Consider the following 24211-nt stretch of genomic DNA (forward strand, 5'->3'; position numbering starts at 1 on the left):
TGAGATGTTTAATCCTTCAAAGAAAAAAACCAATGTTTCTGCAGAAGTTTTAGTAAATACAATCTGGGTTAGTTCATTTTTGGCAATGATTTTCACATTGCCACCATTAGGACTATTCCTAGGAATCTACTTTATCACAGGCGAATTAGTCATTGGGGCTGTAATTGGTTTTGGAGTACATTTTGTGATACTAGCATTTTCAGGCAGGATTTCAAAGGCCATTACCAAGATCATGAGCTAAACCTTAAGAGATGAAAGGAGAAGGTAATGCATCATGATGGGAGATAGAGATTTTCGAACTACCATTCAAAATGCAATAAAATCAATTGGTAATGAATTAGAAATTGATATAGATTCAAAAGATATCCAAACTATACACCTTCAAGAAGTCGTCCGATGTATGAGACGTTCGTATTATGACAGAATAGATCCTCAAGAAATTGAAAGGAGGGGATTCAACGAGCTTCTTTCAGGATTATTAAGAAAATTGCAATATGGTAGCGACCCAAAGAATTTTGATATTAATGATATCAAACTCCAAGGACAAGCAGATATGATTGTAGATGATGCAATTCTTTTATTCAGATCAGCTACTGAAGAATTAGAAAACCCTCATGCAAGTGATGTGTTGTATCTTAATGCATGTATGTGGATATATGACAAAGAAGACGGAATTATTGTATACATTACAGGAGATAGAAAAGAAACAACATTCTCATTAACACGTAACAAAAAGATGTTTGAAGACACTATACGTAGAGTGAGAGTGTTAAACAATCTACTCAAAGAACAAAAAGTACCAATCTTAGAGCCATCTACTGAATGTAGTGAGTGTCAATATTATGAAAGATGTTTTACAAAAAAGAAGAATACTAAACAGGTATCCCTATCAGAGATGTTAGGACTAGGCAAAAAAGATTAACCTAGATAAATGAAAAATATTGTAAAGGAAAAATTCCTTTGTTTAATCTAGTGGTTCAGGGTGTCCTTTACCACGAAGAGCGAAACACACTACTGCTAGTGCAATTGCGACTCCTGCTGCTGCGCCGAATGCGGCCATTCCTGCTTCTGCCATTTGATAAAAGCCCAATGAAATGGCTTTTATAACTTTGCCAATATTTTGCTTCTAAAAACAAATTATCATAATTTTAAAATTTTATGATACTATTGGGTAAATTCAAAATGAAGTTGGTTTTCTTGTCCACTTGTCATAGAACTCAAATTGTAAAACACATCACCAGAAACTTTCCAAGTATTAGCGTTAGATTCAAAAGCAGACCACAATTCAGGAGTATTACCAGAATTTCTCAACACAATTTCATCTCGCAATATGATAGAATTTTCACCAAGCAAAGTATAGTAGTTTGAACCGAATTCAACCATTCCTTCAGCCCTATGTCCAATTTGACCTCCACCTATTTGCTCAGATTCAGAATACCCTGTCTCAAATAATTGATAATCCATAGTTGTAACAATCATAGAACGAGTGTTAGGATTTGAAATTTTAAATGCGATATCAATTGTAGCAGAACGCTCTGATATTTTTGAAACATTAATCTCTTCTAATGTAATTTGAAGAGGTTCTACTTGGGAAGCAATTGGAGTGTTACCGGTTTGTTCTTTAGATTCTAAAGTAATTGAGGGTCCCATCAAAAGAATACCACCTAATACGGCAGCAAGTGCTGCAATTGCAATTCCAACAAAAACCTTAGGATTCATAATTTTGAAGACTCTTTAGATATCTTAAATGTTGAGATAGTTATTATACCATTGGGAGTAGAAAAAATTATGCAGTATTTTCAAGCAGTACAACAGGGAAAACAACGAGCAGGGAAATCACAAATGAAGATGTTTAAAGCAGCAGGGTTTGGAATGCTAACTTTAACTACTAAAAAAATTGATGGTAATTTTCAGCCTGTTGGAGATGAAGATTTTACTGCAGTAATCAATTCGCCAGAAGGATATGTAGCTATAATTGTAGACAATGATGGATACACAAAAGCTCAATCAAAGGCAGTAGAAAAGGAAGAGGCTCTATCAATTTACAAAAAACTCAGAGAATTAGGAATGGATGAATATGCAGGAAAAGAGATTCAGATTTGGTCAGAGACAAGACCTACAATTCAAAATGAATCTTAAAAAAATTATTTTGTTGGAATAATTATCTCAGTTCCCAAATTGCTACCCTTAATGGCTTTTTCTATAATTTTTGGGCTGGCTTTAAGAATTCGTGTTTTAATTTTTGAGCGCTCAATGATTTTTAGAGCAACTATATCCATCAAATCATATCCTCCAGCAATTGAATCCTCATGAACTAACATATTTTTGAGATTTTTTAGTTCAATTCGTTTGAATTTTTTTGCTTTTTTGAATTTGTTTGGATCCATGTCATAGACTCCATCAACATCAGTAGCGTTAAGAAATTGCTCAGCTTTTACTTTTTCAGCAATCAATGCTGCAGTACCATTTGTACTTTGACCAGGATGTAACCCTCCTGTAACAACAATTAATCCATCATCTACGGCATGTCTAACTTCTTGAAGAGTGGTTGGTGGATGAGAATATGCCTTATTTTTTAGAGCATAAATCAAGAGTTTTGCATTTAGTCGAGAAATCTCAATTCCTAATTCATCAAGAGTTGATTCATCTGCACCAGATGATCTTGCATGATTAATGTAATGTCTAGCTATATTTCCACCTCCAGCAACAATGATAGGCTGACAAACTTTGCTGATTTTTACTAAGAATTCTGCCCAATCTTTTAGAAGTTTAACATTATCCATAGCAAAAACTCTACCAGATAATTTGATTACAATTCTTTTTTTCATTCTAGTTCACCAATGATGGATTTTGCGGCAATTTCAACTTTTTTTCTGTTCTTTTGAGAGGTATAGATTCTAAGAATGTTCATGAATCCCGAAATAGCAGAAACAACAGGAATTTCTGATATAGGCATCTCTTTTGCAGAAGATTTTCCGTTCTCGTTTGTGATCAGAATAACAGATTTTGATTCATTTTTGGATGGTGCAAGTGGAATTGAAGGTGTAACTGAGCTATCAACAAAAATCTCATTTTCTGAAACTTTGGATTTTTTAGAAATGATAGTTCTTAGTTCGTTTGTTTTTGTTTTCTTTAGATTTTTTCTACTTGTTAGAATACTCTCAAATACACATTTTAACAATTTTCTATTTTGGTAGTCTTGTGCAAATTTTCTTGCTCGTTTCAATTTAGAAGATTTTGATGATATTAAACTAGAAAGAATGTATTCGTCTGTTAGTTGGATAAATTCATCTATGCTAAAAGTGGAAAATCCAAATTCATCATCTGAAGATCTTAATGCCTCAAGTAACATAACTTCAGCTGCTCTGACGGTCTTATGAAAATAAACTGCTTTGAACATTTGATATCTTGAATGCATCATTGATTCAAAAGAGTACAATGCTGAACGTTCTAAGGCAAGTTTCTTTTTATTAACATCAAGGGATTGTGTAATTCTTTTATGATCAATTTTTGCATGTTCTGCTCCTGTAAAATATCCATCTCTAAGTAAATAATCCATCATATCTGCACTAAGAGCGCCTGAAACAATTTCGTTTAGGTATTGAAATTTTGAATCACCAAACGCAATTTTTGTTACAAGTTTTTTATCAAATCCATTTTTTGTCAAGATGTCACCAATTTCAGATTTTAAAATAATCTCTTTGCCAAAATCTTCATGAGAGATTTTCTTTTCTTGAATTATCTCTTCAAATAAATGTGAAAATGGTCCATGACCAATATCATGTAAAAGACCTGCTAATCGTAGGATCTCAATATCATCAGATTTGAGAAATCCTTTCTCATTTAATGTGTGACCTGCCTGACTTGCAATATGCATAACTCCAAGAGAGTGTTCGAATCTTGTATGCTGAGCAGCAGGGTATGTTAGATGAGCTCCAGATAGTTGTCTTATTCTTCTTAATCTCTGAAAAATCGGATTATCAATTATGGATAATTCATGGTCATATACTCGTATAAAATCATGAATCGGATCTATTATGTCTAGATAATTTTTTTCATAGTCCTATTTTCTTTGAAAATGTTTTCATAATTTCTTCATGTACTTCTTGTTTAGGTTTTGACGCATCGATTATTTTCCAATGTTTTTTCTTTGCAGTATTTTTATAGATTTTAGAAATTTTTCTCAAAAATTCTTTATTTTTTTCAAATTTATCTCGGTTGGTTTTTTGTCGGTTAAAAGATTCTTTTTGAGTTACATCAAGCAAGATCACCAGATCTGCTTTTGGCAACCCTGCATCTAGATTTTCTAACCATTTTTGTTTCATACCATTGGCCAAACCATAGATGAGGTTTGAATGATAATATCTATTCATTATAAGAACAGAATTTTTTTCTTGTGCATCTAATATTTGGTCTAATTTTTCCCACCTATTTGCAGCTAAAAGACAATGAATTACTTGTGGTGGAAATTTTCTTTTTCCATCAAGATATTTTCTAATTTCTTTTCCAACAGGAGTGGTATAGTCTGGAAAATGAAATAGTTTAGTTTTGATTTTCCTTTTTTTGAGTGCTTTTTCTAACATAGTTGATTGTGTTAATTTTCCTGCTTGATCTCCGCCTTCAATTACAATTATCATAAGTTATCAGAACAGAGAAATTAATTAATTAAAAATCTATCAAAGCAAATTCTTGAGAATTTACGAATTGTTTAATATCTTCGTAAAATAATTCAAGATATGGCTGAAAAGTACACATGTCCTTATTGCGAATCAATTTTTGAGAGTAAAGATGACCTTTCAAAGCATATAGATAGAATTCATGGAGATTCCGGAGTTTTAGAAGGCTCAAAATCATCCTAAACTTTTTTGTTTTTCCAAAATTTCCATTAAGGTTTATAACCAAAAATTTGCCACATAACACGAAATGGGACTAGTAAAAGAAGTGATAAAAGAGATCGGAAACAAATCACGAGAATTCTATGAGTTTGTTTTACCACCAATTGATATGTATCTTAATTCGGATAATCTTAAAGTAATTATTGACATTCCAGGATTCTCAAAAAAAGACATCAAACTTACTTTATGTGGAGATATTCTTTCAATTCAATCATGCAAAAAAGTAGATGAGAAAGAATCTGAATCATTGATTTTAAAACAGAGACCAAATATCATTGATAAAAAAATTAGACTTCCAATAGATATCAAACAAGGAGAAGAAAAAATTGATTCAGCAAAATACGAAGATGGTGTGTTAACGCTTGTAATTCCTGTAACCAAGAAAGGAAAAGATATCTCAATAGAATAAACTAGTGTTTTCTAAAAATTGCAGAGCATATCATTATCAAACCAGAAGTAAGCATTCCAGTCATTCCTAGAACTTCATTTGTTTGGTATAACAATACAGAACCAACAAAAATTGCGGATGCAAAAATACTTCCACCAAGAAAGACCATAGGTTTCTTTTTTTGCATAAAGATTTCAGCTTCATCCATAAATTTTTCCATTTCAGGTCCTAATCGTAATGCAGAATCAATTGATTTAGAAAATTTTTCAAATGAAATCTTTAATTCTTCAACATAAGCTTTTGGGATCATGTTTTCTTCTTGCAGTATGTTTCGCAAGACTTTGACAAACTTGAAATCAACATCATGTGTTTTGTAAATCCCTTCAATAATTGATGCCATTCTCATGTACAAAGCTAGGTTTTTTGGTAAAACGAAAGGAAATTTGCTCATCGTTTGATTTGCAAGTTCCATTAGGCTTTGAACTTCCATCTCATCAGGTTTGTTTCCATACATTGCACGAATTGATAATTCAATACCTTTTTCGATAACTTGTCTATTGTATCCAGGAGTAAGCATTCCTAATTCTGCCATTGCATTGACTACTCTAGGAGGATTTTTTTCAACTAATGCAAGATACAGCCTAATGAGTTTGTATCTTGTTTCATTATTTATTCTCCCTACCATTCCATAGTCATATAGAATCAGTTTTCCATCATCAGTTACTGAAATATTTCCTGGATGAGGATCTGCATGGAAAATGGAATGTTTGAGAAGCATTGTAAAAAAGACCTTATGGACATCAATCACTAATTGCTCTCTGTCAACACCTTTCTCATCAAGTGCTTGCACATTTGTAACCTTGATTCCAGGCAAATATTCCATAGTTAGAACGTTTTTTGATGAATATTCGTCATAAACGGAGGGAACTAGCACTTTATCATTATTTTCCATATCTTGTTTGATTTTTTTCAGATTCTCAGATTCGTTTGTATAGTCCATCTCTTCACGAATGGTTTCAATGAATTGAGATAGCATGGCTTTTGCAGAATATCTAAGATTGGGATCAACAAATCTCAAAGCTAGTGGCAAAATTTTCTTTAAGACTTTGAGGTCTTCTCGTACAATTTCTTCAATACCAGGTCTTTTTACTTTAATGACGATTTGCTGACCAGAGATAGAACCACGATACACTTGTCCTAAAGATGCACCAGATATAGAATTTGTATCAATATCGTCAAATTTTTCATTAATTGGTCCCAAATCTTTTTCGATGATTGGTTTTACTTGTTCAAATGGAGCAGATGGTACACTATCTTGTAATTTAGATAATTCTTCAAGATATGGTTGAGGCAGAATGTCTGCTCTAGAAGATAGCCATTGTCCTAGTTTGATGTATACAGGTCCCAAAGAAACAAAAGTGTCAAGAGCTTTTCGTGCATTTTTTCTAAATTGTTCAGAATCTATTGTATTTTTTTCTTGTTGTGCCCATTTTTTTCTATCTTTACGTAGAGCCAAAATAGATGGCAAGAGTTTGACCAATACATAAATTGTTCTTCCAGCAGACATTGCTTACTCCAAATAGTCTTTGACCTTTTTTGATGCAACATATCCAATGTATCCTGAGATAATTGATGAAACTAATCCAGATGTTAAAGAAAGTTTTTTTGAATTATTGTTAAAAACAGATTTTGCAATTTTAGTTCCTCCAAAAATTGCACAAGCTAAACCAATCAAAACTTCAGGTGCATCATAAACAAGGTGACCAACAGGATCTTTTCTTGGATCAATTTTATCAGTATGTACTAGAAATTTGTCATTATATTCTCTAATGTGTAAATTACCATAACGATATTGTTTTAATGCTCCATTTTTTTGTCCCAGAATAGTTTCTTCTGCTCCGCCAATCATAAATTCACGTAATTCTTTTGGAACTTCAATCTCATCAAATGGCATGATCGCAAGATCTAGTAATTGCTTATATTTTTAGTGTAAAAGACAAAATTCTAAATTAATCTTTGAGCCTGTCTTTTGTAAAAATTACAAAACTAATACTAAAGGCTATGAGCATAGCAATTCCAGGAATATACGCATAGTTGAATCCAACTCCAGGATGGGTTTGTTGGTGATAGTTATTGATAAGAAATGTAACAACTAACAAAATAGAACCAATTATTGTTAGTTTTCTATGAATTTCCACTAAATTCATAATTTTGATAGTTACTATATGAATTTAGAAAAAAATTACAATAGTGGGGTCGTAATAAATCCCACAATACTACCAGCTAGAAATAGAAATATTCCCTTTGCCATATAGATTCCCAATATAATATCAGACAATTATGATATAAGTTTTGAATTGATTTTCAGATCAGGGATTAGATTTCATTTCAGATAATTTTTGGATTACCTGTTCGAGTTCTGCTTTATTGTCACGAATTACTCGTTTTACAACTTCAATTTCTTCATTAAGCCTTTCTAGTTGTTCATTATCAGAATTTTTTATTTGGTTTTCTAAATCTGCTAAAACTTGTTTATTATACTGATTAATTTTTTCTAATTCATTTTTGTAGTTCTCCAAATTTGTATATTGATTTGAAATTTTAGGAATATCTGCAATTTCTTGATTTGTGATAAAACCAGAAACAGCAACAACGGCCCCTATCACTAACACTGAAATAATAACAATAATACTTAGTCTCATTTTGAATCGTTCTCTAGTCTACAGATAAAGATTAAAAATTTAATCACTGGCGTCAATTGTAGTTTTTTTACGCCTACGCATTACGTAAATTCCCACAGCAATAGCAATTACAACTGGAACAATAATCATTGTAGAATCTAGACCAGATTCATCATCATTTGAAGGCTCATTTACAAGAATAGTAACATCTTCAATAACAAAGAGCTCATCTCTAACACTATCTTTGTATCTTACGGTAATTGTAATGTCATGTTCCCCATATTTTGGTTCACCATCAAATTCAATTGGAATGTTAAATGGTACAGGTGCATCAACTTCAATTTCGTCAATAAACTGAGTGTTTGGTTTAATGTTTGAATCACCACGAGGTTCAAGACTTACAAATCCAAACAAACCATCTTCATTTCCTTCATTGATGATTTCTCCAATTACCATCTGTGTTCCAGATAATTCAATAACATCAACATTGAATATTGTAAGTTCTATCAGTCCTTTAATGTAAAAATCAACAATTTTTGAAATCACATGTTGATCACCATGAGCATTATAGTACGATATGGACAAAGGAATTCTCAAAGTATCATCTTTGAGTCCTTCTGGCACATACACTGTTGCAGTAAGATGTCTAGTAGACTTTGGTTCGATGTTTCCAACATCCCAATTAGATTCTAAGATTACGACATTCTCTACATTAGTAGTAGATGACGTAGTTGATGCACGTTCTGTTTGTGTATTAGATGCAACAATATCAACACTGGAAATTGGAGCTGTTCCATCATTTGCAATTTCAATTACTACATTGTTTGTTCGCAGAGAAGTGAGAAATGGTTCTAATGCTCTTACATTTATCACACTGTCACCTGTTACCTTGAAATCAAAGTCTTCAAACGCAGTTCGAACACCAGATTCTCTTAATCTAGAATAATCGACTTTGACAGTTCCAGGATATTGCTGAATATTGACATTTTTATCTATATTTACAAAGAATGTAAGATGGAAAGTCTCTCCCGCTAGAGAGTTTGAATCACTATCAGCTTTAATTATTGATCCAGGACCATCAGATGCAGAAAAACCAAAGGGTAATGACAATTGTCCTTTGATTCCTGTGATATCTTGAGTTCCGACATTTGCAAAGACTACAGTAAATGGAACATTGCTATCTCCAGCCTCAACTTCTATTTTCTGATTTAATGTGCCAAAATATGCATCTAAGAATTTAACGTCACCGAAATCTCTTTCAAAAGGAGAATCTCCAAACCCACCAGATGTAATTTGCCCATATGAATTTCCTATGAATAGTGGTATTACCAAAATTCCAAGTAACATAAAGAATAGTTTTTGATTCATTATGCTAAAACCTCCATTTCAGATGGCATATCTCCCTCAAAGGCCTTGCCATCTTTTATCGTAATTACTTTATCCACATCACCAAAGTGTTGACGATCGTGTGTAACAATAACAAATGTTTGGTTGAGTTTTTTTGCCATAGACTTCATCAGTTGAACGATAGTTTCAGATGTGACAGAATCAAGATTTCCTGTTGGTTCATCTGCCAAAACAATTGAGGGTTTATTGATTAATCCTCTTGCAATTGCTGCTCTTTGAGCTTGTCCTCCTGAAATATTGTTTGCACGTTTATACATTTGATCTTCTAATCCAACTGCTTTTAGCAAATCTTTTGCATCTTTTTCAGCAGTGTTATTTGTTCCTGCAATTTGTCTTGGCAGCAACACATTTTCCAAAACTGTTAGGTCAGTAAGCAAATTTGAAAACTGGAAGATGAATCCTAGTTTTTTATTTCTAAATGAAGATATTTTGTCGTCATCAAGAGTAGTAGTATCAGTTCCATCAATGAAGATCTTGCCACTTGTGGGACGGTCAAGCAAACCAATCATGTTAAGTAAGGTAGATTTTCCTGAACCAGAACTTCCAACAATTAAAACAATTTCACCTTGTTCTACTGAAAGAGTTGCATTATCAAGAGCTTTGACTCTATTCTCGCCTTCACCATAGACTTTAGTCAAATTGTTAATCTCTAATACCTTAGACAGTTCTCATCGCCTCCACTGGTAATAGTTTAGTCGCCCTATACGATGGATAGAGCGATGCAATAATAGCTAAAACAAAAGAAGTTAAAGCAGTTTGAATTATCTTCTCCCAATTGTAAGTTACTTCAAGAGGTAAACTATTGTTAAAAGACATTTTGGTTTCCTTTGCATAGAAAGTATATCCCAAGCCTGCGGCTGTGCCTACACCGGCACCTATTGCACCAATAATCATACCTTGGAAAATAAAGATAATCAGAATATCTTTTCTTTTAGCTCCAATAGATCTCATAACACCAATTTCACGGGTTTTTCCATTTACTAACATCATCTGAATTGTTACAATAGCAAAAGCTGAAGACATCATTCCAAAATAACCAATCATGTTAATCATTGCAATACCAGATCTAAAACCAGCAAGTTGTTCTTCAGCTGATTCTTCTATTGTTTCGGCAATAAAATCATCATTTGGAAACGAACGCAAGAAAAATTCCTTTACTTCAAATGCTTTTGTAGGATCATTTAGTTTTACCATAAAGGATCCCGTATCACCTTGTCTATTCATCATATCACGCAAAGTATCAATATGAACAACTGCTGTATAATCAAATCCTTGACCTCCAGGTGACTTTGCAATTCCTGAAACAGTAAATCTTCTTATTTGATCCTCTCCCCATCTGTCAGTTACTAGAACTTTTACACTGTCACCAACTTGAGCTCCACCAAGATCTCTTGCAACATTAGAACCTAATACAATAGAATTTCTTGAAAAAACATAGCTTCCTTCTGAAACAGTTTCATGGACAGTGGATGCCCTAACATCTCTAAAAGGATCAATTCCAACTATAGGAATTCGTGTTTCTTCAATTAGTTTTCCATTCTTTGTCATATTCATTTCAGCAGTTGATGAAAGCCGCGGCGTTGCCGCTTCAACATATGGAATTCGTTCAAACCAATTTACAATAGATAAATCTGATTTATCGATATAATCTGCCTCATCAGTTACAAGAATGTCACCATTTCTATAATCACTAATATCTCGAACAATTGCATCAAACAATCCCTGAAAAATTACAAAATTTACATGAATTACTAAAATCCCAATGGTGACAGCTAAAACTGCACCAATCAAACTTCCTTTTTTGTTAAACAACATTCTTTTTGCTAATCTTAATCGATATTCCACGGGATCAATAAAATAGTCTGATATATAATGTTTATAATGTCTAGTGCTAATAATATAGACAATTTTATATGATATTGGTTAACTATGAATTGTAGAATAGTATCAAGGATGATAAAATGGACAATTTAGATATGAAAATACTGAACAGATTGCTCAATAATTGTAGAGAATCTGATAGACAGATAGGAAAGGAACTAGGAATTTCAGGAGGAGCAGTACGTGTCAGAATAAAAAAAATGCAAGAAAGAGGAGTTATTGAGAAATTTTTCCTCAAAATCGAACCTCCAATTTTAGGTAATGGTGTTTTGTATTTTGTAGTATCAGGAGAAAATATCCAAGAGATAATAGAGCAAGTCAGTTTAGTGGGCGAACCTTACATAGTTGTCCCATGTGTGGGAGGAGTTACAGTATGTGGTATCGCTATTAAAGAAAATTTAAAACAAAAAATAGAGCTTGCAAAAAAATTAATGAAAGATCTCAGAGTCTTGTCAATTTTTGAAGCTGAAAATTCAGAGTTTAATTCTAATTTAACAAAAACAGATTTAGAAATTTTAGAAGAGTTGATTAAAGAACCAAGACAAAAAATTGAGAAAATTGCAAAGAAAACAGATCTATCAACTAAGACAATTACAAGATGCATAGAAAAATTACATAACAATAATGGTTTTCAATTTACTTTAATTTATGATCCTACAAAAATTGAAGATTTTATTCCACATGCAGTACTTACATGGATTGAGGGGGATTTAAAAGAAACATTAGAAGATTTGAATAATACATTTTCAGAATCTTATTTACAAATTCCTTTTATTGCAAAAAATCAAATTGTATTATTTTTGTACAGTAATAGCATATTTGAAATGGATGAACTAGCACAAAAAATTAGAACAAGAAAAAATGTGAAATCAACAGATTTGTTCATTCCTAAAAAAATTTCATTTTATACAAATTGGATCAAAAATGCAATCAAAGAGTCAAAGAAATCATCAAAATTGCATCTTACATATCAAACAAATTAAATAATAATGATTTTATGAAATTGCATGAAGAAAAAGAAGATCTACGAAGGTAAAATTTTAGGTCTTAGTGTTTATGATGGCAAGATAGAAGGTAGAAAAGTAAAACGAGAGGTTATAGAACATAGAGGAGCTGCTGCCATGCTAGCCTTTGATGAAGATAAAAAAGTAATTTTGGTAAAACAGCATAGATTTCCACATGGGTATGTTTTAGAGATTCCCGCAGGCACATTAGAAAAAAAAGAGCATCCTATCAAATGTGCATTTAGGGAATTAGAAGAGGAGACAGGATATAGAGCAAAGAAAATGACTCCGCTAATCACATACTATCCATCAATTGGTTATAACTCAGAGATAATCCACTGTTTTGTAGCCTCAGGATTGAAGAAAATTGCCGAGTTGAAACTAGATGATGATGAGATTCTTTCAGTAGTAAAAGTAGATATGAAAAAACTACTCAGTATGATAAAGTCTGGGAAAATCCAGGATTCAAAGACCATATGTGCAGTTTTGACATATGCTGCAAAAAAGAAACTATACTAATTATTCATTATAGATTGGTTGAACAAGATCTGCCACATCAGCCCAAGACTGAGCAATTCTTTCAAACATAAACACCATATCAAGAAAATCAATTGGAATTTCTTTTTTGTTGCCTAATGTGACTCTGAGTTTACCAAGTTTGTCTTCAAATTTTTTATGTAGCGATATTGCCTCAATTGCCAAAAGCCTATCAGGTTTTGTAAAAGCATCAATTGATTTTTCTGCTAATTTACTAAAGTCTTTTACAACATCATAGATTTTCTTGTATTGTTCCTTTGATAGAGAAGAGTTGTAAATAAAATCAGAAAGTTCTACAATAGAATCACCAGCATTCTCAAGAATATTTGCTGCAACTCTGTAATCAAGAACATCAATATTTTCTAAATTATATGCATTTGCTAACCTTTTATCAACAAGTGTACTACGAATTAATCGTACAAGTAAGAAATATTGTCTATTTACTTCTACATCACGTTTTGATAATGTTTGTAAGTTTGATTTATCATCAGTGATTAGACCATTAGATGCATCATTATACATCCCAAGTGCAATTGAACTCATACGTTTGAGAATTTTTTCAGGATTAAGAGTGGTAGAATCTAATAGAAACTGCATGTTAATGTGTGATGCGTCCTCTTCAATTATCTCCATTCCAACAAGTCGTCTCATAGAATTACGAATTTTTTCTCTATCTTCTCCGGGAATCATAGAATCAGAAATAATCTCAATAATATCATATCCTAAAAGATAAGCACCTGTAATATCAGCTACAATATTTTCTTCTTTTGGTAAGGGGTATGAAATTACAAGTTCTTTTGTTGGACGTGTTTCTCTGTTTGCAGAAATTGAAATACTATCTTGGCCAGTTTCGAGTTCAACTTGACTACTTTTGTCTAATTTGTTTGCATCAACCCACTCCTTTGGGAGTGAAACTAGTATGCTACTTCCAATTCTTTGTAGGCGTCTTACAAATTTAGTCAATTTATACTAATTTAATTAATTTAAGCCATATTCTTATATTTTGTGTAAAATTTAAACTCAGATCAATGGAAGGAATTGCATTTTGTCCTGCACACATCACAGGTTTCTTCAAGGCCCATTTAGAAAACGATCAAAATAATTTAGAAAGTCTAGGTTCAATGGGAGCAGGATTTTCAATCAAACAAGGTGTTACAACCAGAGTAACAGTTGATGAGAAAAATAGTCATAAATTAAACTTTAGAATCACAACAAAGGGATACCAATCAGATAAAACAGACATTTCAGAATATGTATTAAATGAATTTCTAAAGATTGGAGATTTTAAAAATAAATTCTTTGATATTGAACATGAAATTTCAATTCCAGTTGGGTATGGTTTAGGTTCTAGTAGTGCGGTAGCATTATCATTATCGTTTGCATTAGATCAAGCACTTGATACAAAATTAGATAAAAACACAATTGGAAAAATTGCACATAATGCAGAAGTGAATTGTAAAACTGGATTAGGAGATGTTTTAGCTTCATTTTATGGAGGATTTGAAATCCGTGTAAAACCAGGAGCCCCAGGAATTGGAACAGTTGAAAAAATTACTACAGGTGAGATTTCAGTCATTATGATTTGTTTTTCACCGATTTCAACTAACAAATTCATTAAAGAAAGACTGTCTCAAATTAATGGACTCGGAGGAAAGATGGTTAACAGATTATTAGAATCAAAAGACTATAAACACTTTCAAGACATGTCACTAGAATTTGCAAAGTATGTAGATGTAATGACACCAAGAATGCAAAAAATTGTAGATGAATTAATTCAAAATAATATTAAATGTGGAATTGCACTTTTTGGTGAAACAGTTTTTTCAATGGTTCCAAAAGAAGATGAAAATAAAGTTTTAGAAATTTTACAAAAATATTCTGATGGAGAAATAATCAAATCAGAATTAGACGATATTGGAGCAAGAGTTCTTAATAATTAATTGAAACATATGACATTAATTCCAAAGTCACATCCAAGAGCAAAGTCACTTTTAATTCGTGAAAAACTAGTTAATGGTTTTGACAAAGGATTGGTTGCAAAAGAAGGTCTTTTAGCTCAAGGTAGAGGTGAGGCATTTGACTACCTACTTGGAGAAAAAACAAATAAGGCTGCAAAACTGGCAATAAAGGCAGCAGCTGCTCAATTACTTCAGGCTAAACGACCTGTAATCTCAATTAATGGAAATGTAGCGGCACTGTGTCCAAAAGAGATTGTAAGACTATCAAAACAAGTCAAAGCCAAACTTGAAGTAAATCTATTTTATACAAATGAAAAAAGAAAACAGGCAATCATCAAAATTCTCAAAAAAAATGGGGCAAAAGAAATCCTAGGCACGAATCCATCAGACTCTACAAGATTGCCAGGAATTGATTCAGCACGAAGGATAGTAGATAAAAATGGAATTTTTGCAGCTGATGTAGTAGTTGTGCCATTAGAAGACGGAGACAGAACAATGGCACTAAGAAATGCAGGAAAAACAGTCATTACGTTTGATCTAAATCCACTTTCACGAACTTCACAAACTGCAGATATTACAATTGTAGATAATATTACACGAGCAATAGAATTACTAATTTCTGAGTCTAAAAAAATATCAAAAAGGAATGGAAAAGGTCGTGAAAAAATAATTTCAAATTTTGATAACAAGAAAAACCTAACAGAAAATGTTATCCAAATAAGAAATAATCTGACAAGGAGGGCAAGAGTTGCATAAATCAGTACAAGACATTGTAAATATGAAAAAAGAAAAGAAAAAGATCTCAGTAATTACAGGTTATGATTACACATTAGCATCACTATGTGACAAAGCAGGAATTGATGTATTACTAGTTGGAGACAGTGCAGGAATGGTAATGCTTGGTTATGAGAATACAATTCCTGTAACAATGGATCAAATGTCTATGTTTACTGAAGCAGTTAGTAGAGCACGAGATAATGCGTTGCTTGTTGCAGATTTACCATTTATGTCATATCAAGTAAGTATAGAAGATGCAATTAACAATTCAGGTAGATTAATCAAAGCAGGAGCTGATGCAGTTAAACTAGAAGGAGGTTCAATCATGGCAGAGACAATTAGTGCAATTGTTGATGTTGGAATTCCTGTTATGGGTCATATTGGATTACAACCTCAAACAACAATGCTGTCACAAGGTTACAAAGTACAAGGGAAAACAAAAGATGCTGCAATAAAACTAATCCAAGATGCAAAAGAACTTGAAGAAGCTGGTGTGTTTAGTATAGCATTAGAGATGGTGAGTCATGAGGTTGCACAGATAATTTCAGAAACAGTGAGTGTGCCTACAATTGGAATTGGCTCAGGAGTAAATTGCGATGGGCAGGTGTTAGTGGTTCAAGACTTACTTGGAATGTACGACAAAATAAAGCCAAAATTTGCAAAAAGATACATGAATCTATCTGAAGACATTGTAAAATCACTTGAAGATTACAAGAATGACGTAGAATCAAGTGCATTTCCTGCAGAAGAAAATTGGTTTTCAATGGATCCTGAAGAATTAAAAAAATTACGTGAGCAAATTGGCAGTTAAAAAGAAAGTAAATGATCACCCATCATTAGATATTGTTTCATCACACGGTGTAGAGTTAACAGGAAAAAAGATAGTGTTATGTGTTGCAGGAAGTGTTGCTGCATACAAAGCAATAGAGCTTGCAAGGCTGCTTATGAGACATGGTGCAGATGTAACATGTGTAGCAAGCGGTGCAGCAACAAAACTAATTCAACCTGATTATTTCAAATGGGCCACAGGAAATGACGTAATTACAAAACTCACTGGTAAGCTAGAACACATAAAATTAGCTGATTACAATCAATCAGATTTAGTAATTGTATATCCTGCAACTGCAAACACTTTGGGAAAACTTGCAAATGGTATTGATGATACTCCAATTTCAACAGTTTTAACTGTAGGATTTGGATCTAAAATTCCAATTTTGATGTGTCTAGCAATGCACGAATCAATGTATGATAATTCAGCTGTAAAAAACAATATTGAGTTTCTAAAAAACAAAATTCAATTTCTTTCCCCCCAAATGATTGAAGGAAAAGCAAAAGCACCAGAACCTGAAGATGTTTTAGAATTTGTGTTAAGGAAATTTGGTTTTTCATCTACATTACAAAACAAGAAAGTGTTAATGACTGCAGGACCAACAATAGAATACATTGATCCTGTTAGAGTAATAACAAATCTTAGTTCAGGAAAGACAGGAGTGTTATTAGCTTCAGAATTAATTTCAGCTGGAGCCAAAGTTACTTTGATTTATGGTCCAGGAAGTGAAGAACCACCCAAAGGTGCAAAAATTATCAATGTTACAACAAACAAAGAGATGTTTGATGCAACAAAAACAGAACTAAAGAAAAAATATGATATTGTGATTATGGCAGCAGCAGCATCAGACTATACCCCCGAGAATACATCAAAATCCAAGATAAAGAGTAACAAAAAATCACTCACAATCAGGCTCAAAAAAGCACCAAAAATCATTGATCAGGTAAAAAAATCTCAAAAAAATACCATACTAGTCGGATTCAAGGCTGAAACAAATCTATCAAAAAATGCTCTAATCAAAGCAGCTAAAACTAAATTAAAAGAATCTGATGCAGATATTATAATTGCAAATGATATTGGAACAAAATATCAAAAGAATCCAAATAACAATCAAATCATAATTGTTGATGACAAAAAAATAACAACATCGGGATGGAAGAGAAAAGAGAAGATTGTGAAAATAATTAGAAAAGAAATTGAAATGAAAATGAAATGAAAAATTCTGAATTAAAAAAATTAGTATCACAATATAAAGAAACTAAAAACCAACAAAAAAAGAAGCATGCAGATAATTTTAAACTAGCTGAAAAACTAAAAGAAATAGAACACAAGTATTTTCATGAAACAGGAAGAACATTAAAATCAGATCTAAAAGAGTTTAAAGAAAATTGAAAGTAAAGCCATTTGATTATAAAAAACGAAACATATCAGTTTGGAATGAAGTTGCACCAAGATATCATAAAAGATGGGCAACAGCTAAAAAAGGCCCATTTCAAAGTACAAAAAAACTAGTTGAATTAGTTGGTGTAAAAAAAGGAGATCATATTCTCGATGTTGCAAGTGGAACAGGGGTTGTTACAAAATTACTAAATCAAAAGGCAGGAAAATCTGGATTTGTGGTTGGTGCAGATACATCAACTACCGCAATCAAAGTTGCAAAAAAATGGAACATTAAATCTTCAAATTTATTATTTGTCAATGCCGATGCTGAAAACTTTTCATTTAAAGAAAAATTTGACATTATCACATGTCAGTATGCACTGTTTTTTTTTCCAAATGCCCAAAAAGCTCTAAAAAATATGAAAAATAGCCTCAAAGAATCAGGTAAATTGGGAATATCTGTTCATGGACATCCTGATAGAGTCCCATATTTTGATAGTATTTTTGAGGCTGTAACTCAATTTATCCCAAATTATGTTCCACCTGGAACTCCAGATTTTGATAGATTTGGAACAAAAAAATCACTCAAAGATGAGATAAAAAAAGCAGGCTTTAGAAAAATCACAGTAAAAGATTACAATTTTCCATACAGCCCAGGTAATTTTGATCAATATTGGGGTAATTATCTCAGATATGTAGCAAAACCAATCAAAGAGAAATTAGATTCGCTTGAAAAATCTCAGAGAAGAGAACTCAAAGAGATGGTTAAAGAGAATACAAAACCATACACAAAAAAGAATGGTATAATTGAATTTCCTTGGGAAGTTTTAATTTTAACAGCAAAACACTAGGAAATCAGAAGAGAAATGGTTAAAGACAAAAAAAAGATAGATGAAGAGAAACCAAAAAAGTCAGGTCTAAAGGCATTTCTTAAAAAAAGAGCACCATTTTATCTTGCAGCTATTGCATTAATAGCAATTTCAGCTCAAAGCGTACTGTCAGAGAAAAATTTTGAAAATAGTCTACCAGAGTTATCAGGAGAAGAACAAAGGGCGGTAGATATTTTGATGAATTATAATGCAGGAGTAGAATCCAAATTGACTGTAAAAGAAGTGATAAAAAATCAGATAGATGAAGAATATCCAGATGAGAAAATTTATGAACACAAGAAAACTGTTCTGGATTTGAATGTGACAAATGTAAATTCAGATGAATATAATGTAATTTTGAATTTCAAATCATACAAAGGAGAAATGAATTTTGATTGGAATGTTAATGTTGACACCAATACAATTACATCAAATAATCCTGAATCAAAACATGTAATTGATGTGGTTACCTTTTCCTAGGCTCAAATTGTGACTAAATCTTTTGTAAATTTATGCATCACAATAGGTTTTTTCTTAACAATCAAAGAATCTTCTATTCGAATTCCAAATTTATTTTCAATATAGATTCCTGGTTCCACTGTAATTGCCATATTTTCTTTAAGTTTTGTATCGCTTCGATATGAAACTGTTGGTAGTTCATGTACCTCCAATCCAATTCCATGTCCAGTTGAATGAATAAAATATTGACCATAATTTTTTTCATCAATGTACTTTCTACATGCATGATCAACATCTTTACAATTTACATTTGGTTTTACAGCTTTTAGTCCAAGTTTTTGTGATTCTTTAACAATTTCATATGCTTCTTTTGCTTGTGATGAAATATTTCCTATTGCAAAGGTTCTTGTTGCATCAGAAACGTATCCTTTGTATCTTAATGTAAGATCGGTTACAACAAGATCACCTTTTTTGAATTTTCTCTGTGTTACCTGAGCATGTGGTAATGCCCCATTGGGACCACCTGCAATAATTAGAGGGTTTAAAGTGGATTTGTATCCAGTATCAAACATTTGTTGTTCCATTGCATAAGTCATTAAAATCGTCTGTAATTCTGATTCTTTTTGGCCTACTTTGATCTTTTTTGCGCAGATTTCAAACATTTCATCAATGATTTTGGATGCTTTTTTGAGTATTTTGATCTCATTTTCATCTTTAATTATACGAGAATTGTAAAATGGTTCTGTAGATGATTTTATTTTTGGGACAGATTTTTTCAATGATGTCATTATAGGATAATTTTGGCAATCAGTACAAACACTGTTTTTCTTTATTTTCTTTACAAGTGAAGATACAAGACCAATTCCACGTTCTGCAGGAACAACATCACAGTCTTCAGATTCATCTTTGGCTCTTCCTACTTCAAGTTCTGGGGCAATTATAGTAGTTTTCCCATTTTTTTCTAGCAAACCTATTGCTTCACCCCAAAATCCAGTCATGTAAAAGAGGTTTTCAGGCTCAAAAGTGACCAAAGTATCACAACTGATCTTTTGAGCATGTTTTAGTAGATTTTTTCTGCGTTGCTTCACACACAAAAAACACTCGTTTCTCAATTTATGTATGATGCAAAGTTTGTATATGGAAATTCCTCCTAGATCGCTGTGACTGAAGAAAAAGAGAAGAAAAAAGTGGTTGCATTACTGTCAGGCGGTTTAGACAGTCAACTTGCAGTTAGAATGATGCAAGAACAAGGATTTGATGTTTCAGCAGTTGCAATAAAAACTCCATTTTGTGATTTTGATTGCGGAAGAGGTTGTGGATTTGAGATTAGAGAAAGAGCTGATGATCTTAATGTAAATTTGAAAACAGTATATCTTGGTGATGAATATATCGAGATGTTAAAGAATCCAAAACATGGAATTGGTGCTGGATTCAATCCATGTATTGATTGTAGAGCTATGATGTTTGATGCTGCAAAAAAACACATGGAAGAAATTGGTGCAGAATTTATTGTATCAGGAGAAGTGTTAGGTCAACGTCCAATGAGTCAACATGGACCTGCATTAAGAACTATTGAAAAAGAATCAGATCTTGTAGGAAAAATTGTGAGACCATTATCTGCTGGATTATTACCAGAAACAATTCCTGAAAAAGAAGGTTTGATCAAAAGAGAAAATCTGGGAATGATAAGAGGTAGAACAAGAAGAAACCAATTAGACATGGCAAAAAAATATGGAATTGAGAATCCTCCTAATGCCGGGGGAGGATGTTTGTTAACAGAACCACAATTTGGAATTAAAGCTAAAGATCTTTTCAGTCATGTTGAAACACCAACAATTAATGATATTGATTTGTTAAAAATTGGAAGACATTTTAGATTAGATGAAGAAACAAAATTAGTAGTTGGAAGAAATAAAGATGAAAACGAAATGATCAAAGCAATCGCATTACCAAATGATATTTTACTTGAGGTAAAGGATCATGTTGGACCAACTTCAATTCTACGAGGCAATAATGCAAAAAATCATACAGAATTTGCATCATCAGTTACACTAAGATATTCAGATGCTCCAAAAGATCAATCAGAGATTGTTTTAGTAAAAAGAGGAGATGTTAGTGAAGAAATTAGTGCAAAGAGCATAGAAGAAGAAGCTTACATTAAATTTAGAATTTAGGCGTAAATTTCTAAAAAAATTAGTCAAAACTAAGGAAGAGTTTTTGAGGGAGTAGATCGCATTTTTAATTAGAATGCAAAAACAAGAAAATACGACATTTCTAAAGGCCATAACCATTAGAGATATCAGCGATGTTCATTCGATTCAGGAAGATATCAAAAAAGATATGATTTTGATTCTTAGGGTGACACCTCTAGCTCAAAAAGATGTAGATCAGCTTAGAAAAGTTGTTGAAGAATTGTATTCTATTGCAAAAAGTGCTGGTGCAGATATTGCAAGGTTAGGTGAAGAAAGAATTATTGTTGCTCCATCTAACATAAAGATCTGGAAGCCAGAATATGATCTAAAATAATTTTATTGCTTCTTGAATTTGAGGATAATGAGCTGGAACTCTATGCATTCTTCTAATATTCATAGCAAGGTTTTCGGATTTCTTTCTTTCACCGTGATTAACTAAAACTCTTCGGAGTTTTGGTCTGAGTCTTTGTACAAATGACATTAATTGATTATAATCACTATGCCCACTAAATCCATCCAATTTCTCTACACCACAATTGATAGTTACAACTTCTACTTTACCTTCTTTTCCTAACATTGTTGCTTGTTTTGATCCATCAAGCACTCTTCTTCCCAAAGTTCCATTCACCTGATAAGAAACAAACAGTACTTTGCTCTTTTTATCAGGAGCAATATTTTTGAAGTATTCTAACACAGGTCCACCCTCTAACATTCCGGACGTTGCTAAAATTATACATGGAGAATTTTCTCTCATAGGTTCTTCTCTAGCATCAGCATGCTCAATATTCGTAAAATATTCAGAATCAAATGGATTATCATCAGTTTCTAGAATCTTTTGTTTGAGTTCACGTGCAAGATATTCAGGATAGGATTCATGGATTGCAGATGCCTCTGAAATCATTCCTTCAGTGAACACTGGTGCCTCAATCATTTCTCCAGATTTCATATAATGATCAATAACCATCATGATTTCTTGTGCACGACCAACTGCTGGAATAGGAATGAGAACTTTGCCACCATCAGCTAGAGTATTGTTTACTGCATTAATGAATGCAGATTCAACTTCTTGTCTACTAGGCTGTATGTCTTCTTTAAGACCATATGTACTTTCTATGAGTAGAGTTTCAACTCTTGGAAAATTCCAACTAGCAGCTTCAAATAAAATACTTTTTCCAAATTTGATATCACCAGAATAAACAAAATTGTGATCACCATTTCCAATATGAAAGTGACATAATGCAGAACCTAGAATATGACCTGCATTTGCAAGAACTAGTTTAATGTCAGGAGAAATATCAGTTACGGTTCCATATGGTAAAGTGATTGTTTGTCTCATAATTTGTTTTACATCACGTTCAGAATAGATTGGGGTTCTTCCTTGAGCAGCAGCAACTTTGATTGCATCTAATTGAATTAGATTCATCATAGGTAGTGTTGGTTCTGTACAATAGATTGGTCCTTTGTATCCATATTTACATAATGTAGGTAAAAATCCAGTATGATCCAAATGGGCATGACCAATAACGACTGCATCAAGATCATCTAATGTTATATTCAAAGAATCTAATCTAGGAAATGCATCCATTGGAGAACGTGCTCCAGGGTTTATTCCACAATCAATTAGTATCTTACTTTCAGGTGTAGACAATAATAATGATGAACGTCCAACTTGACCAAACCCACCAAGAGTAAAAAGTGAAACTTCTGTTCTTTGTGTTAGTCTAGGTCTAAAAATTTCATCGCCAACTTGTTTTAGTTGCTTACTTCTTTCAGCAGAAGCCTGTTTAAGAGTTGCATTAATTGTTTGAATAGTACGAGAGGGAACAGTTGTAGCCTTTCTTACACGTATTTTCCAGCCTGTTTTTTCAGTCACTTCAGCATGATTGAATTCTTTTGCATTTCTTTGCAGCAACCAGGGTCGTTTTGCTTCAATTGAAACTTCTCCAGTTGCAGTATCAAACAAAGTGGCTTGCAATTTTGCATCATCAGGAACTAAACTTGCAATAATTTTTCGTGCTTCATCTTCAGGTTTTCTAATTGATTCATCAGTTCTAACAACAATTCGTTTTTTAATAACACTAACAAGATTTGAAATTGTTTGATTATTTTCCATTAGATAACGTGGAGAATTTGTGTAAAGTGCAATTCGCGGTCCTTCGTATTCAATTTTTGTAACATTTGCTTCTTTGGGTATACTTTGCAGTATGGTGGCCATTATATTCTGGCTGCTAGGAGGTAATTCTTTTTGTTGTTGTTTTCTTTGCATTAAATCACTAAAGCTCAATGACTGCTTTCTTTTGTTCTTCAGTCAAAAGACGGAATCCATCTTTATCCATTACTGCGATGTTAATTCCATCGCCGGTACCAATGTTTCTAACTATTGCGGCTTTTACAGCTCTTAAAGCAATTTTTTTTGCTTCTTCAACTGTAAGATCTTCTTTATACTCTTCTTCAAGTAAACCATAAGCTACAGGTGAACCACTACCAGTTGTAACGTATGATTTTTTTTCAACTGAACCAAACATATCTATGTTAAACAGTGCAGGGCCTTCTGTATCATAACCACCAACCAAAATATCAGCCATGAATGGGTAGCCTCTATTTTGATGGAAGATCAATGAACAAAGTCTTGCAAGTGAATGAATTGAAATTGGTCCATGTTTTTCAACCCTATGAAGATTAGAATGATAACGTAAAATATCAACAATGTTTTGAGCATCAGCAACACCACCTGCAAGTGTTAGTCCTGCATGATCATCAATTTTTTGAATTTTCATGGTGTTGTTGTTTGCAATGAAATATCCAGCACTGGCCCTCATATCTGCACATAAAACTACACCATCCTTTGCCTTGATACCTACAGTGGTAGTCCCGTGCAGAATTTTTTCTTCGACATTATTTGACAAAAAATACACCTATTAAGATAAAGTAAATGGCATTTCACCCTTTTAAAT

The 24211-nt window shown here is 32.7% G+C and carries 31 protein-coding genes; 16 read left to right on the plus strand and 15 right to left on the minus strand.

The features are described from left to right. The first annotated feature begins 4 nt into the window (after window positions 1-4). Both NKOR_RS08975 and NKOR_RS08980 read left to right on the plus strand, forming a co-directional pair. The gene (locus NKOR_RS08975; RefSeq protein ID WP_014964035.1) at window positions 5-241 is read left to right on the plus strand and encodes a hypothetical protein; all 237 of its coding nucleotides are present in this window, start codon (window positions 5-7) and stop codon (window positions 239-241) included. A 33-nt stretch (window positions 242-274) separates the two neighbouring features. After that, a complete protein-coding gene (locus tag NKOR_RS08980; RefSeq protein WP_016939421.1) occupies window positions 275-922 on the plus strand; it encodes a Dna2/Cas4 domain-containing protein in 648 nt (215 codons plus the stop codon). Between the two features lie 242 nt (window positions 923-1164). On the opposite strand, the gene NKOR_RS08985 is transcribed toward NKOR_RS08980, so the two are convergent. Then, window positions 1165-1719, minus strand: coding sequence for a hypothetical protein (locus NKOR_RS08985; RefSeq protein ID WP_014964037.1), 555 nt, complete (start codon window positions 1717-1719; stop codon window positions 1165-1167). A gap of 69 nt (window positions 1720-1788) precedes the next feature. Between NKOR_RS08985 and NKOR_RS08990 the strand changes: the two genes are divergently transcribed. Next, window positions 1789-2139 (plus strand): hypothetical protein, encoded by a 351-nt coding sequence (locus tag NKOR_RS08990; protein WP_016939423.1) that lies wholly within the window; start codon window positions 1789-1791, stop codon window positions 2137-2139. 5 nt (window positions 2140-2144) lie between these two features. Here NKOR_RS08990 and pyrH read toward each other — a convergent pair whose 3' ends face one another. From pyrH to tmk, 3 genes are read right to left on the minus strand one after another with little or no spacing between them, the layout of a single operon-like run. Beyond that, window positions 2145-2828: a UMP kinase gene (pyrH, locus tag NKOR_RS08995; RefSeq protein ID WP_014964039.1), complete on the minus strand. Its 684-nt coding sequence runs from the start codon at window positions 2826-2828 to the stop codon at window positions 2145-2147. Next, window positions 2825-4039: an HD domain-containing protein gene (locus NKOR_RS09000; RefSeq protein WP_026089910.1), complete on the minus strand. Its 1215-nt coding sequence runs from the start codon at window positions 4037-4039 to the stop codon at window positions 2825-2827. Before NKOR_RS09000 ends, pyrH begins: the two co-directional genes overlap by 4 nt. Before the next feature lie 16 nt (window positions 4040-4055). Then, window positions 4056-4637, minus strand: a complete 582-nt coding sequence (tmk, locus tag NKOR_RS09005) for a dTMP kinase (protein WP_014964041.1) — start codon at window positions 4635-4637, stop codon at window positions 4056-4058. A gap of 99 nt (window positions 4638-4736) precedes the next feature. Between tmk and NKOR_RS10645 the strand changes: the two genes are divergently transcribed. Together NKOR_RS10645 and hsp14 are read left to right on the plus strand one after the other, a co-directional pair. Next, window positions 4737-4859, plus strand: a complete 123-nt coding sequence (locus NKOR_RS10645; protein ID WP_255348570.1) for a hypothetical protein — start codon at window positions 4737-4739, stop codon at window positions 4857-4859. A gap of 64 nt (window positions 4860-4923) precedes the next feature. Beyond that, complete coding sequence (gene hsp14, locus NKOR_RS09010; protein WP_014964042.1) at window positions 4924-5304, plus strand: archaeal heat shock protein Hsp14; 381 nt, start codon at window positions 4924-4926, stop codon at window positions 5302-5304. 1 nt (window position 5305) lies between these two features. Here hsp14 and NKOR_RS09015 read toward each other — a convergent pair whose 3' ends face one another. From NKOR_RS09015 to NKOR_RS09045, 7 genes are all read right to left on the minus strand, one after another. After that, entirely contained in the window at window positions 5306-6850 is a 1545-nt protein-coding gene (locus NKOR_RS09015; RefSeq protein WP_014964043.1) for an ABC1 kinase family protein, read from the minus strand. Between the two features lie 3 nt (window positions 6851-6853). Then, the gene (locus NKOR_RS09020) at window positions 6854-7237 is read right to left on the minus strand and encodes a hypothetical protein (RefSeq protein ID WP_014964044.1); all 384 of its coding nucleotides are present in this window, start codon (window positions 7235-7237) and stop codon (window positions 6854-6856) included. Between the two features lie 55 nt (window positions 7238-7292). Then, window positions 7293-7490, minus strand: coding sequence for a hypothetical protein (locus tag NKOR_RS09025; RefSeq protein WP_014964045.1), 198 nt, complete (start codon window positions 7488-7490; stop codon window positions 7293-7295). A 162-nt stretch (window positions 7491-7652) separates the two neighbouring features. Then, window positions 7653-7985 (minus strand): hypothetical protein, encoded by a 333-nt coding sequence (locus NKOR_RS09030; RefSeq protein ID WP_014964046.1) that lies wholly within the window; start codon window positions 7983-7985, stop codon window positions 7653-7655. A 39-nt stretch (window positions 7986-8024) separates the two neighbouring features. After that, complete coding sequence (locus tag NKOR_RS09035; protein WP_014964047.1) at window positions 8025-9332, minus strand: COG1361 S-layer family protein; 1308 nt, start codon at window positions 9330-9332, stop codon at window positions 8025-8027. Next, on the minus strand, window positions 9332-10009 hold the full coding sequence (locus NKOR_RS09040) for an ABC transporter ATP-binding protein (protein WP_014964048.1): 678 nt from the start codon (window positions 10007-10009) through the stop codon (window positions 9332-9334). Before NKOR_RS09040 ends, NKOR_RS09035 begins: the two co-directional genes overlap by 1 nt. A 19-nt stretch (window positions 10010-10028) precedes the next feature. After that, window positions 10029-11186 carry an FtsX-like permease family protein gene (locus NKOR_RS09045; RefSeq protein WP_016939427.1) on the minus strand — a complete coding sequence of 386 codons (1158 nt, stop codon included), beginning with the start codon at window positions 11184-11186 and terminating at the stop codon, window positions 10029-10031. Window positions 11187-11332: 146 nt separating this feature from the next. Between NKOR_RS09045 and NKOR_RS09050 the strand changes: the two genes are divergently transcribed. Together NKOR_RS09050 and NKOR_RS09055 are read left to right on the plus strand one after the other, a co-directional pair. Further along, complete coding sequence (locus tag NKOR_RS09050; protein ID WP_014964050.1) at window positions 11333-12235, plus strand: winged helix-turn-helix transcriptional regulator; 903 nt, start codon at window positions 11333-11335, stop codon at window positions 12233-12235. Window positions 12236-12259: 24 nt separating this feature from the next. After that, entirely contained in the window at window positions 12260-12775 is a 516-nt protein-coding gene (locus NKOR_RS09055; RefSeq protein WP_014964051.1) for an NUDIX hydrolase, read from the plus strand. Here the strand turns inward: NKOR_RS09055 and NKOR_RS09060 are convergent, their stop codons facing one another. After that, complete coding sequence (locus NKOR_RS09060; protein ID WP_014964052.1) at window positions 12776-13756, minus strand: phosphate signaling complex PhoU family protein; 981 nt, start codon at window positions 13754-13756, stop codon at window positions 12776-12778. Between the two features lie 65 nt (window positions 13757-13821). Here NKOR_RS09060 and NKOR_RS09065 point away from each other — a divergent pair, with 65 nt between their 5' ends. The 7 genes from NKOR_RS09065 to NKOR_RS09095 are packed head-to-tail and all read left to right on the plus strand — an operon-like array spanning window position 13822 to window position 19086. After that, window positions 13822-14733, plus strand: a complete 912-nt coding sequence (locus NKOR_RS09065; RefSeq protein WP_014964053.1) for a pantoate kinase — start codon at window positions 13822-13824, stop codon at window positions 14731-14733. 9 nt (window positions 14734-14742) lie between these two features. Beyond that, window positions 14743-15507, plus strand: coding sequence for a 4-phosphopantoate--beta-alanine ligase (locus tag NKOR_RS09070; protein WP_014964054.1), 765 nt, complete (start codon window positions 14743-14745; stop codon window positions 15505-15507). Next, window positions 15500-16339 carry a 3-methyl-2-oxobutanoate hydroxymethyltransferase gene (panB, locus tag NKOR_RS09075; RefSeq protein ID WP_014964055.1) on the plus strand — a complete coding sequence of 280 codons (840 nt, stop codon included), beginning with the start codon at window positions 15500-15502 and terminating at the stop codon, window positions 16337-16339. The genes NKOR_RS09070 and panB overlap by 8 nt, the downstream gene beginning before the upstream one ends. After that, complete coding sequence (gene coaBC / locus NKOR_RS09080; protein WP_014964056.1) at window positions 16329-17573, plus strand: bifunctional phosphopantothenoylcysteine decarboxylase/phosphopantothenate--cysteine ligase CoaBC; 1245 nt, start codon at window positions 16329-16331, stop codon at window positions 17571-17573. The genes panB and coaBC overlap by 11 nt, the downstream gene beginning before the upstream one ends. Then, window positions 17570-17749 (plus strand): hypothetical protein, encoded by a 180-nt coding sequence (locus tag NKOR_RS09085; RefSeq protein WP_016939429.1) that lies wholly within the window; start codon window positions 17570-17572, stop codon window positions 17747-17749. Before coaBC ends, NKOR_RS09085 begins: the two co-directional genes overlap by 4 nt. Further along, on the plus strand, window positions 17746-18588 hold the full coding sequence (locus NKOR_RS09090; protein ID WP_014964057.1) for a methyltransferase domain-containing protein: 843 nt from the start codon (window positions 17746-17748) through the stop codon (window positions 18586-18588). The genes NKOR_RS09085 and NKOR_RS09090 overlap by 4 nt, the downstream gene beginning before the upstream one ends. A 15-nt stretch (window positions 18589-18603) precedes the next feature. Further along, window positions 18604-19086, plus strand: coding sequence for a hypothetical protein (locus NKOR_RS09095; RefSeq protein ID WP_014964058.1), 483 nt, complete (start codon window positions 18604-18606; stop codon window positions 19084-19086). 2 nt (window positions 19087-19088) lie between these two features. On the opposite strand, the gene NKOR_RS09100 is transcribed toward NKOR_RS09095, so the two are convergent. Continuing rightward, window positions 19089-20153, minus strand: a complete 1065-nt coding sequence (locus NKOR_RS09100; RefSeq protein WP_014964059.1) for a M24 family metallopeptidase — start codon at window positions 20151-20153, stop codon at window positions 19089-19091. A gap of 72 nt (window positions 20154-20225) precedes the next feature. Between NKOR_RS09100 and NKOR_RS09105 the strand changes: the two genes are divergently transcribed. Both NKOR_RS09105 and sepF read left to right on the plus strand, forming a co-directional pair. Beyond that, window positions 20226-21239, plus strand: coding sequence for a DUF814 domain-containing protein (locus tag NKOR_RS09105; protein WP_014964060.1), 1014 nt, complete (start codon window positions 20226-20228; stop codon window positions 21237-21239). Window positions 21240-21312: 73 nt separating this feature from the next. Further along, a complete protein-coding gene (sepF, locus tag NKOR_RS09110; protein ID WP_014964061.1) occupies window positions 21313-21591 on the plus strand; it encodes a cell division protein SepF in 279 nt (92 codons plus the stop codon). Here the strand turns inward: sepF and NKOR_RS09115 are convergent. Together NKOR_RS09115 and psmB are read right to left on the minus strand one after the other, a co-directional pair. Beyond that, window positions 21583-23523, minus strand: a complete 1941-nt coding sequence (locus NKOR_RS09115) for a beta-CASP ribonuclease aCPSF1 (RefSeq protein ID WP_014964062.1) — start codon at window positions 23521-23523, stop codon at window positions 21583-21585. The two genes, sepF and NKOR_RS09115, sit on opposite strands and share 9 nt — an antisense overlap. A 7-nt stretch (window positions 23524-23530) precedes the next feature. After that, window positions 23531-24163 (minus strand): archaeal proteasome endopeptidase complex subunit beta, encoded by a 633-nt coding sequence (gene psmB, locus NKOR_RS09120; RefSeq protein ID WP_014964063.1) that lies wholly within the window; start codon window positions 24161-24163, stop codon window positions 23531-23533. Between the last annotated feature and the right edge of the window lie 48 nt (window positions 24164-24211).

It is taken from the genome of Candidatus Nitrosopumilus koreensis AR1 (genome assembly GCF_000299365.1).
GTDB lineage: Archaea > Thermoproteota > Nitrososphaeria > Nitrososphaerales > Nitrosopumilaceae > Nitrosopumilus > Nitrosopumilus koreensis.

Coding starts and splice junctions, on each gene's coding strand:
- NKOR_RS08975 (WP_014964035.1), top strand. CDS start 5: ATGTTTAATCCTTCAAAGAAAAAAACCAATGTTTCTGCAGAAGTTTTA.
- NKOR_RS08980 (WP_016939421.1), top strand. CDS start 275: ATGATGGGAGATAGAGATTTTCGAACTACCATTCAAAATGCAATAAAA.
- NKOR_RS08985 (WP_014964037.1), bottom strand. CDS start 1,719: ATGAATCCTAAGGTTTTTGTTGGAATTGCAATTGCAGCACTTGCTGCC.
- NKOR_RS08990 (WP_016939423.1), top strand. CDS start 1,789: ATGCAGTATTTTCAAGCAGTACAACAGGGAAAACAACGAGCAGGGAAA.
- pyrH (WP_014964039.1), bottom strand. CDS start 2,828: ATGAAAAAAAGAATTGTAATCAAATTATCTGGTAGAGTTTTTGCTATG.
- tmk (WP_014964041.1), bottom strand. CDS start 4,637: ATGATAATTGTAATTGAAGGCGGAGATCAAGCAGGAAAATTAACACAA.
- NKOR_RS10645 (WP_255348570.1), top strand. CDS start 4,737: ATGGCTGAAAAGTACACATGTCCTTATTGCGAATCAATTTTTGAGAGT.
- hsp14 (WP_014964042.1), top strand. CDS start 4,924: ATGGGACTAGTAAAAGAAGTGATAAAAGAGATCGGAAACAAATCACGA.
- NKOR_RS09015 (WP_014964043.1), bottom strand. CDS start 6,850: ATGTCTGCTGGAAGAACAATTTATGTATTGGTCAAACTCTTGCCATCT.
- NKOR_RS09020 (WP_014964044.1), bottom strand. CDS start 7,237: ATGCCATTTGATGAGATTGAAGTTCCAAAAGAATTACGTGAATTTATG.
- NKOR_RS09025 (WP_014964045.1), bottom strand. CDS start 7,490: ATGAATTTAGTGGAAATTCATAGAAAACTAACAATAATTGGTTCTATT.
- NKOR_RS09030 (WP_014964046.1), bottom strand. CDS start 7,985: ATGAGACTAAGTATTATTGTTATTATTTCAGTGTTAGTGATAGGGGCC.
- NKOR_RS09035 (WP_014964047.1), bottom strand. CDS start 9,332: ATGAATCAAAAACTATTCTTTATGTTACTTGGAATTTTGGTAATACCA.
- NKOR_RS09045 (WP_016939427.1), bottom strand. CDS start 11,186: ATGTTGTTTAACAAAAAAGGAAGTTTGATTGGTGCAGTTTTAGCTGTC.
- NKOR_RS09050 (WP_014964050.1), top strand. CDS start 11,333: ATGGACAATTTAGATATGAAAATACTGAACAGATTGCTCAATAATTGT.
- NKOR_RS09055 (WP_014964051.1), top strand. CDS start 12,260: ATGAAGAAAAAGAAGATCTACGAAGGTAAAATTTTAGGTCTTAGTGTT.
- NKOR_RS09065 (WP_014964053.1), top strand. CDS start 13,822: ATGGAAGGAATTGCATTTTGTCCTGCACACATCACAGGTTTCTTCAAG.
- NKOR_RS09070 (WP_014964054.1), top strand. CDS start 14,743: ATGACATTAATTCCAAAGTCACATCCAAGAGCAAAGTCACTTTTAATT.
- NKOR_RS09085 (WP_016939429.1), top strand. CDS start 17,570: ATGAAAAATTCTGAATTAAAAAAATTAGTATCACAATATAAAGAAACT.
- NKOR_RS09095 (WP_014964058.1), top strand. CDS start 18,604: ATGGTTAAAGACAAAAAAAAGATAGATGAAGAGAAACCAAAAAAGTCA.
- sepF (WP_014964061.1), top strand. CDS start 21,313: ATGCAAAAACAAGAAAATACGACATTTCTAAAGGCCATAACCATTAGA.
- NKOR_RS09115 (WP_014964062.1), bottom strand. CDS start 23,523: ATGCAAAGAAAACAACAACAAAAAGAATTACCTCCTAGCAGCCAGAAT.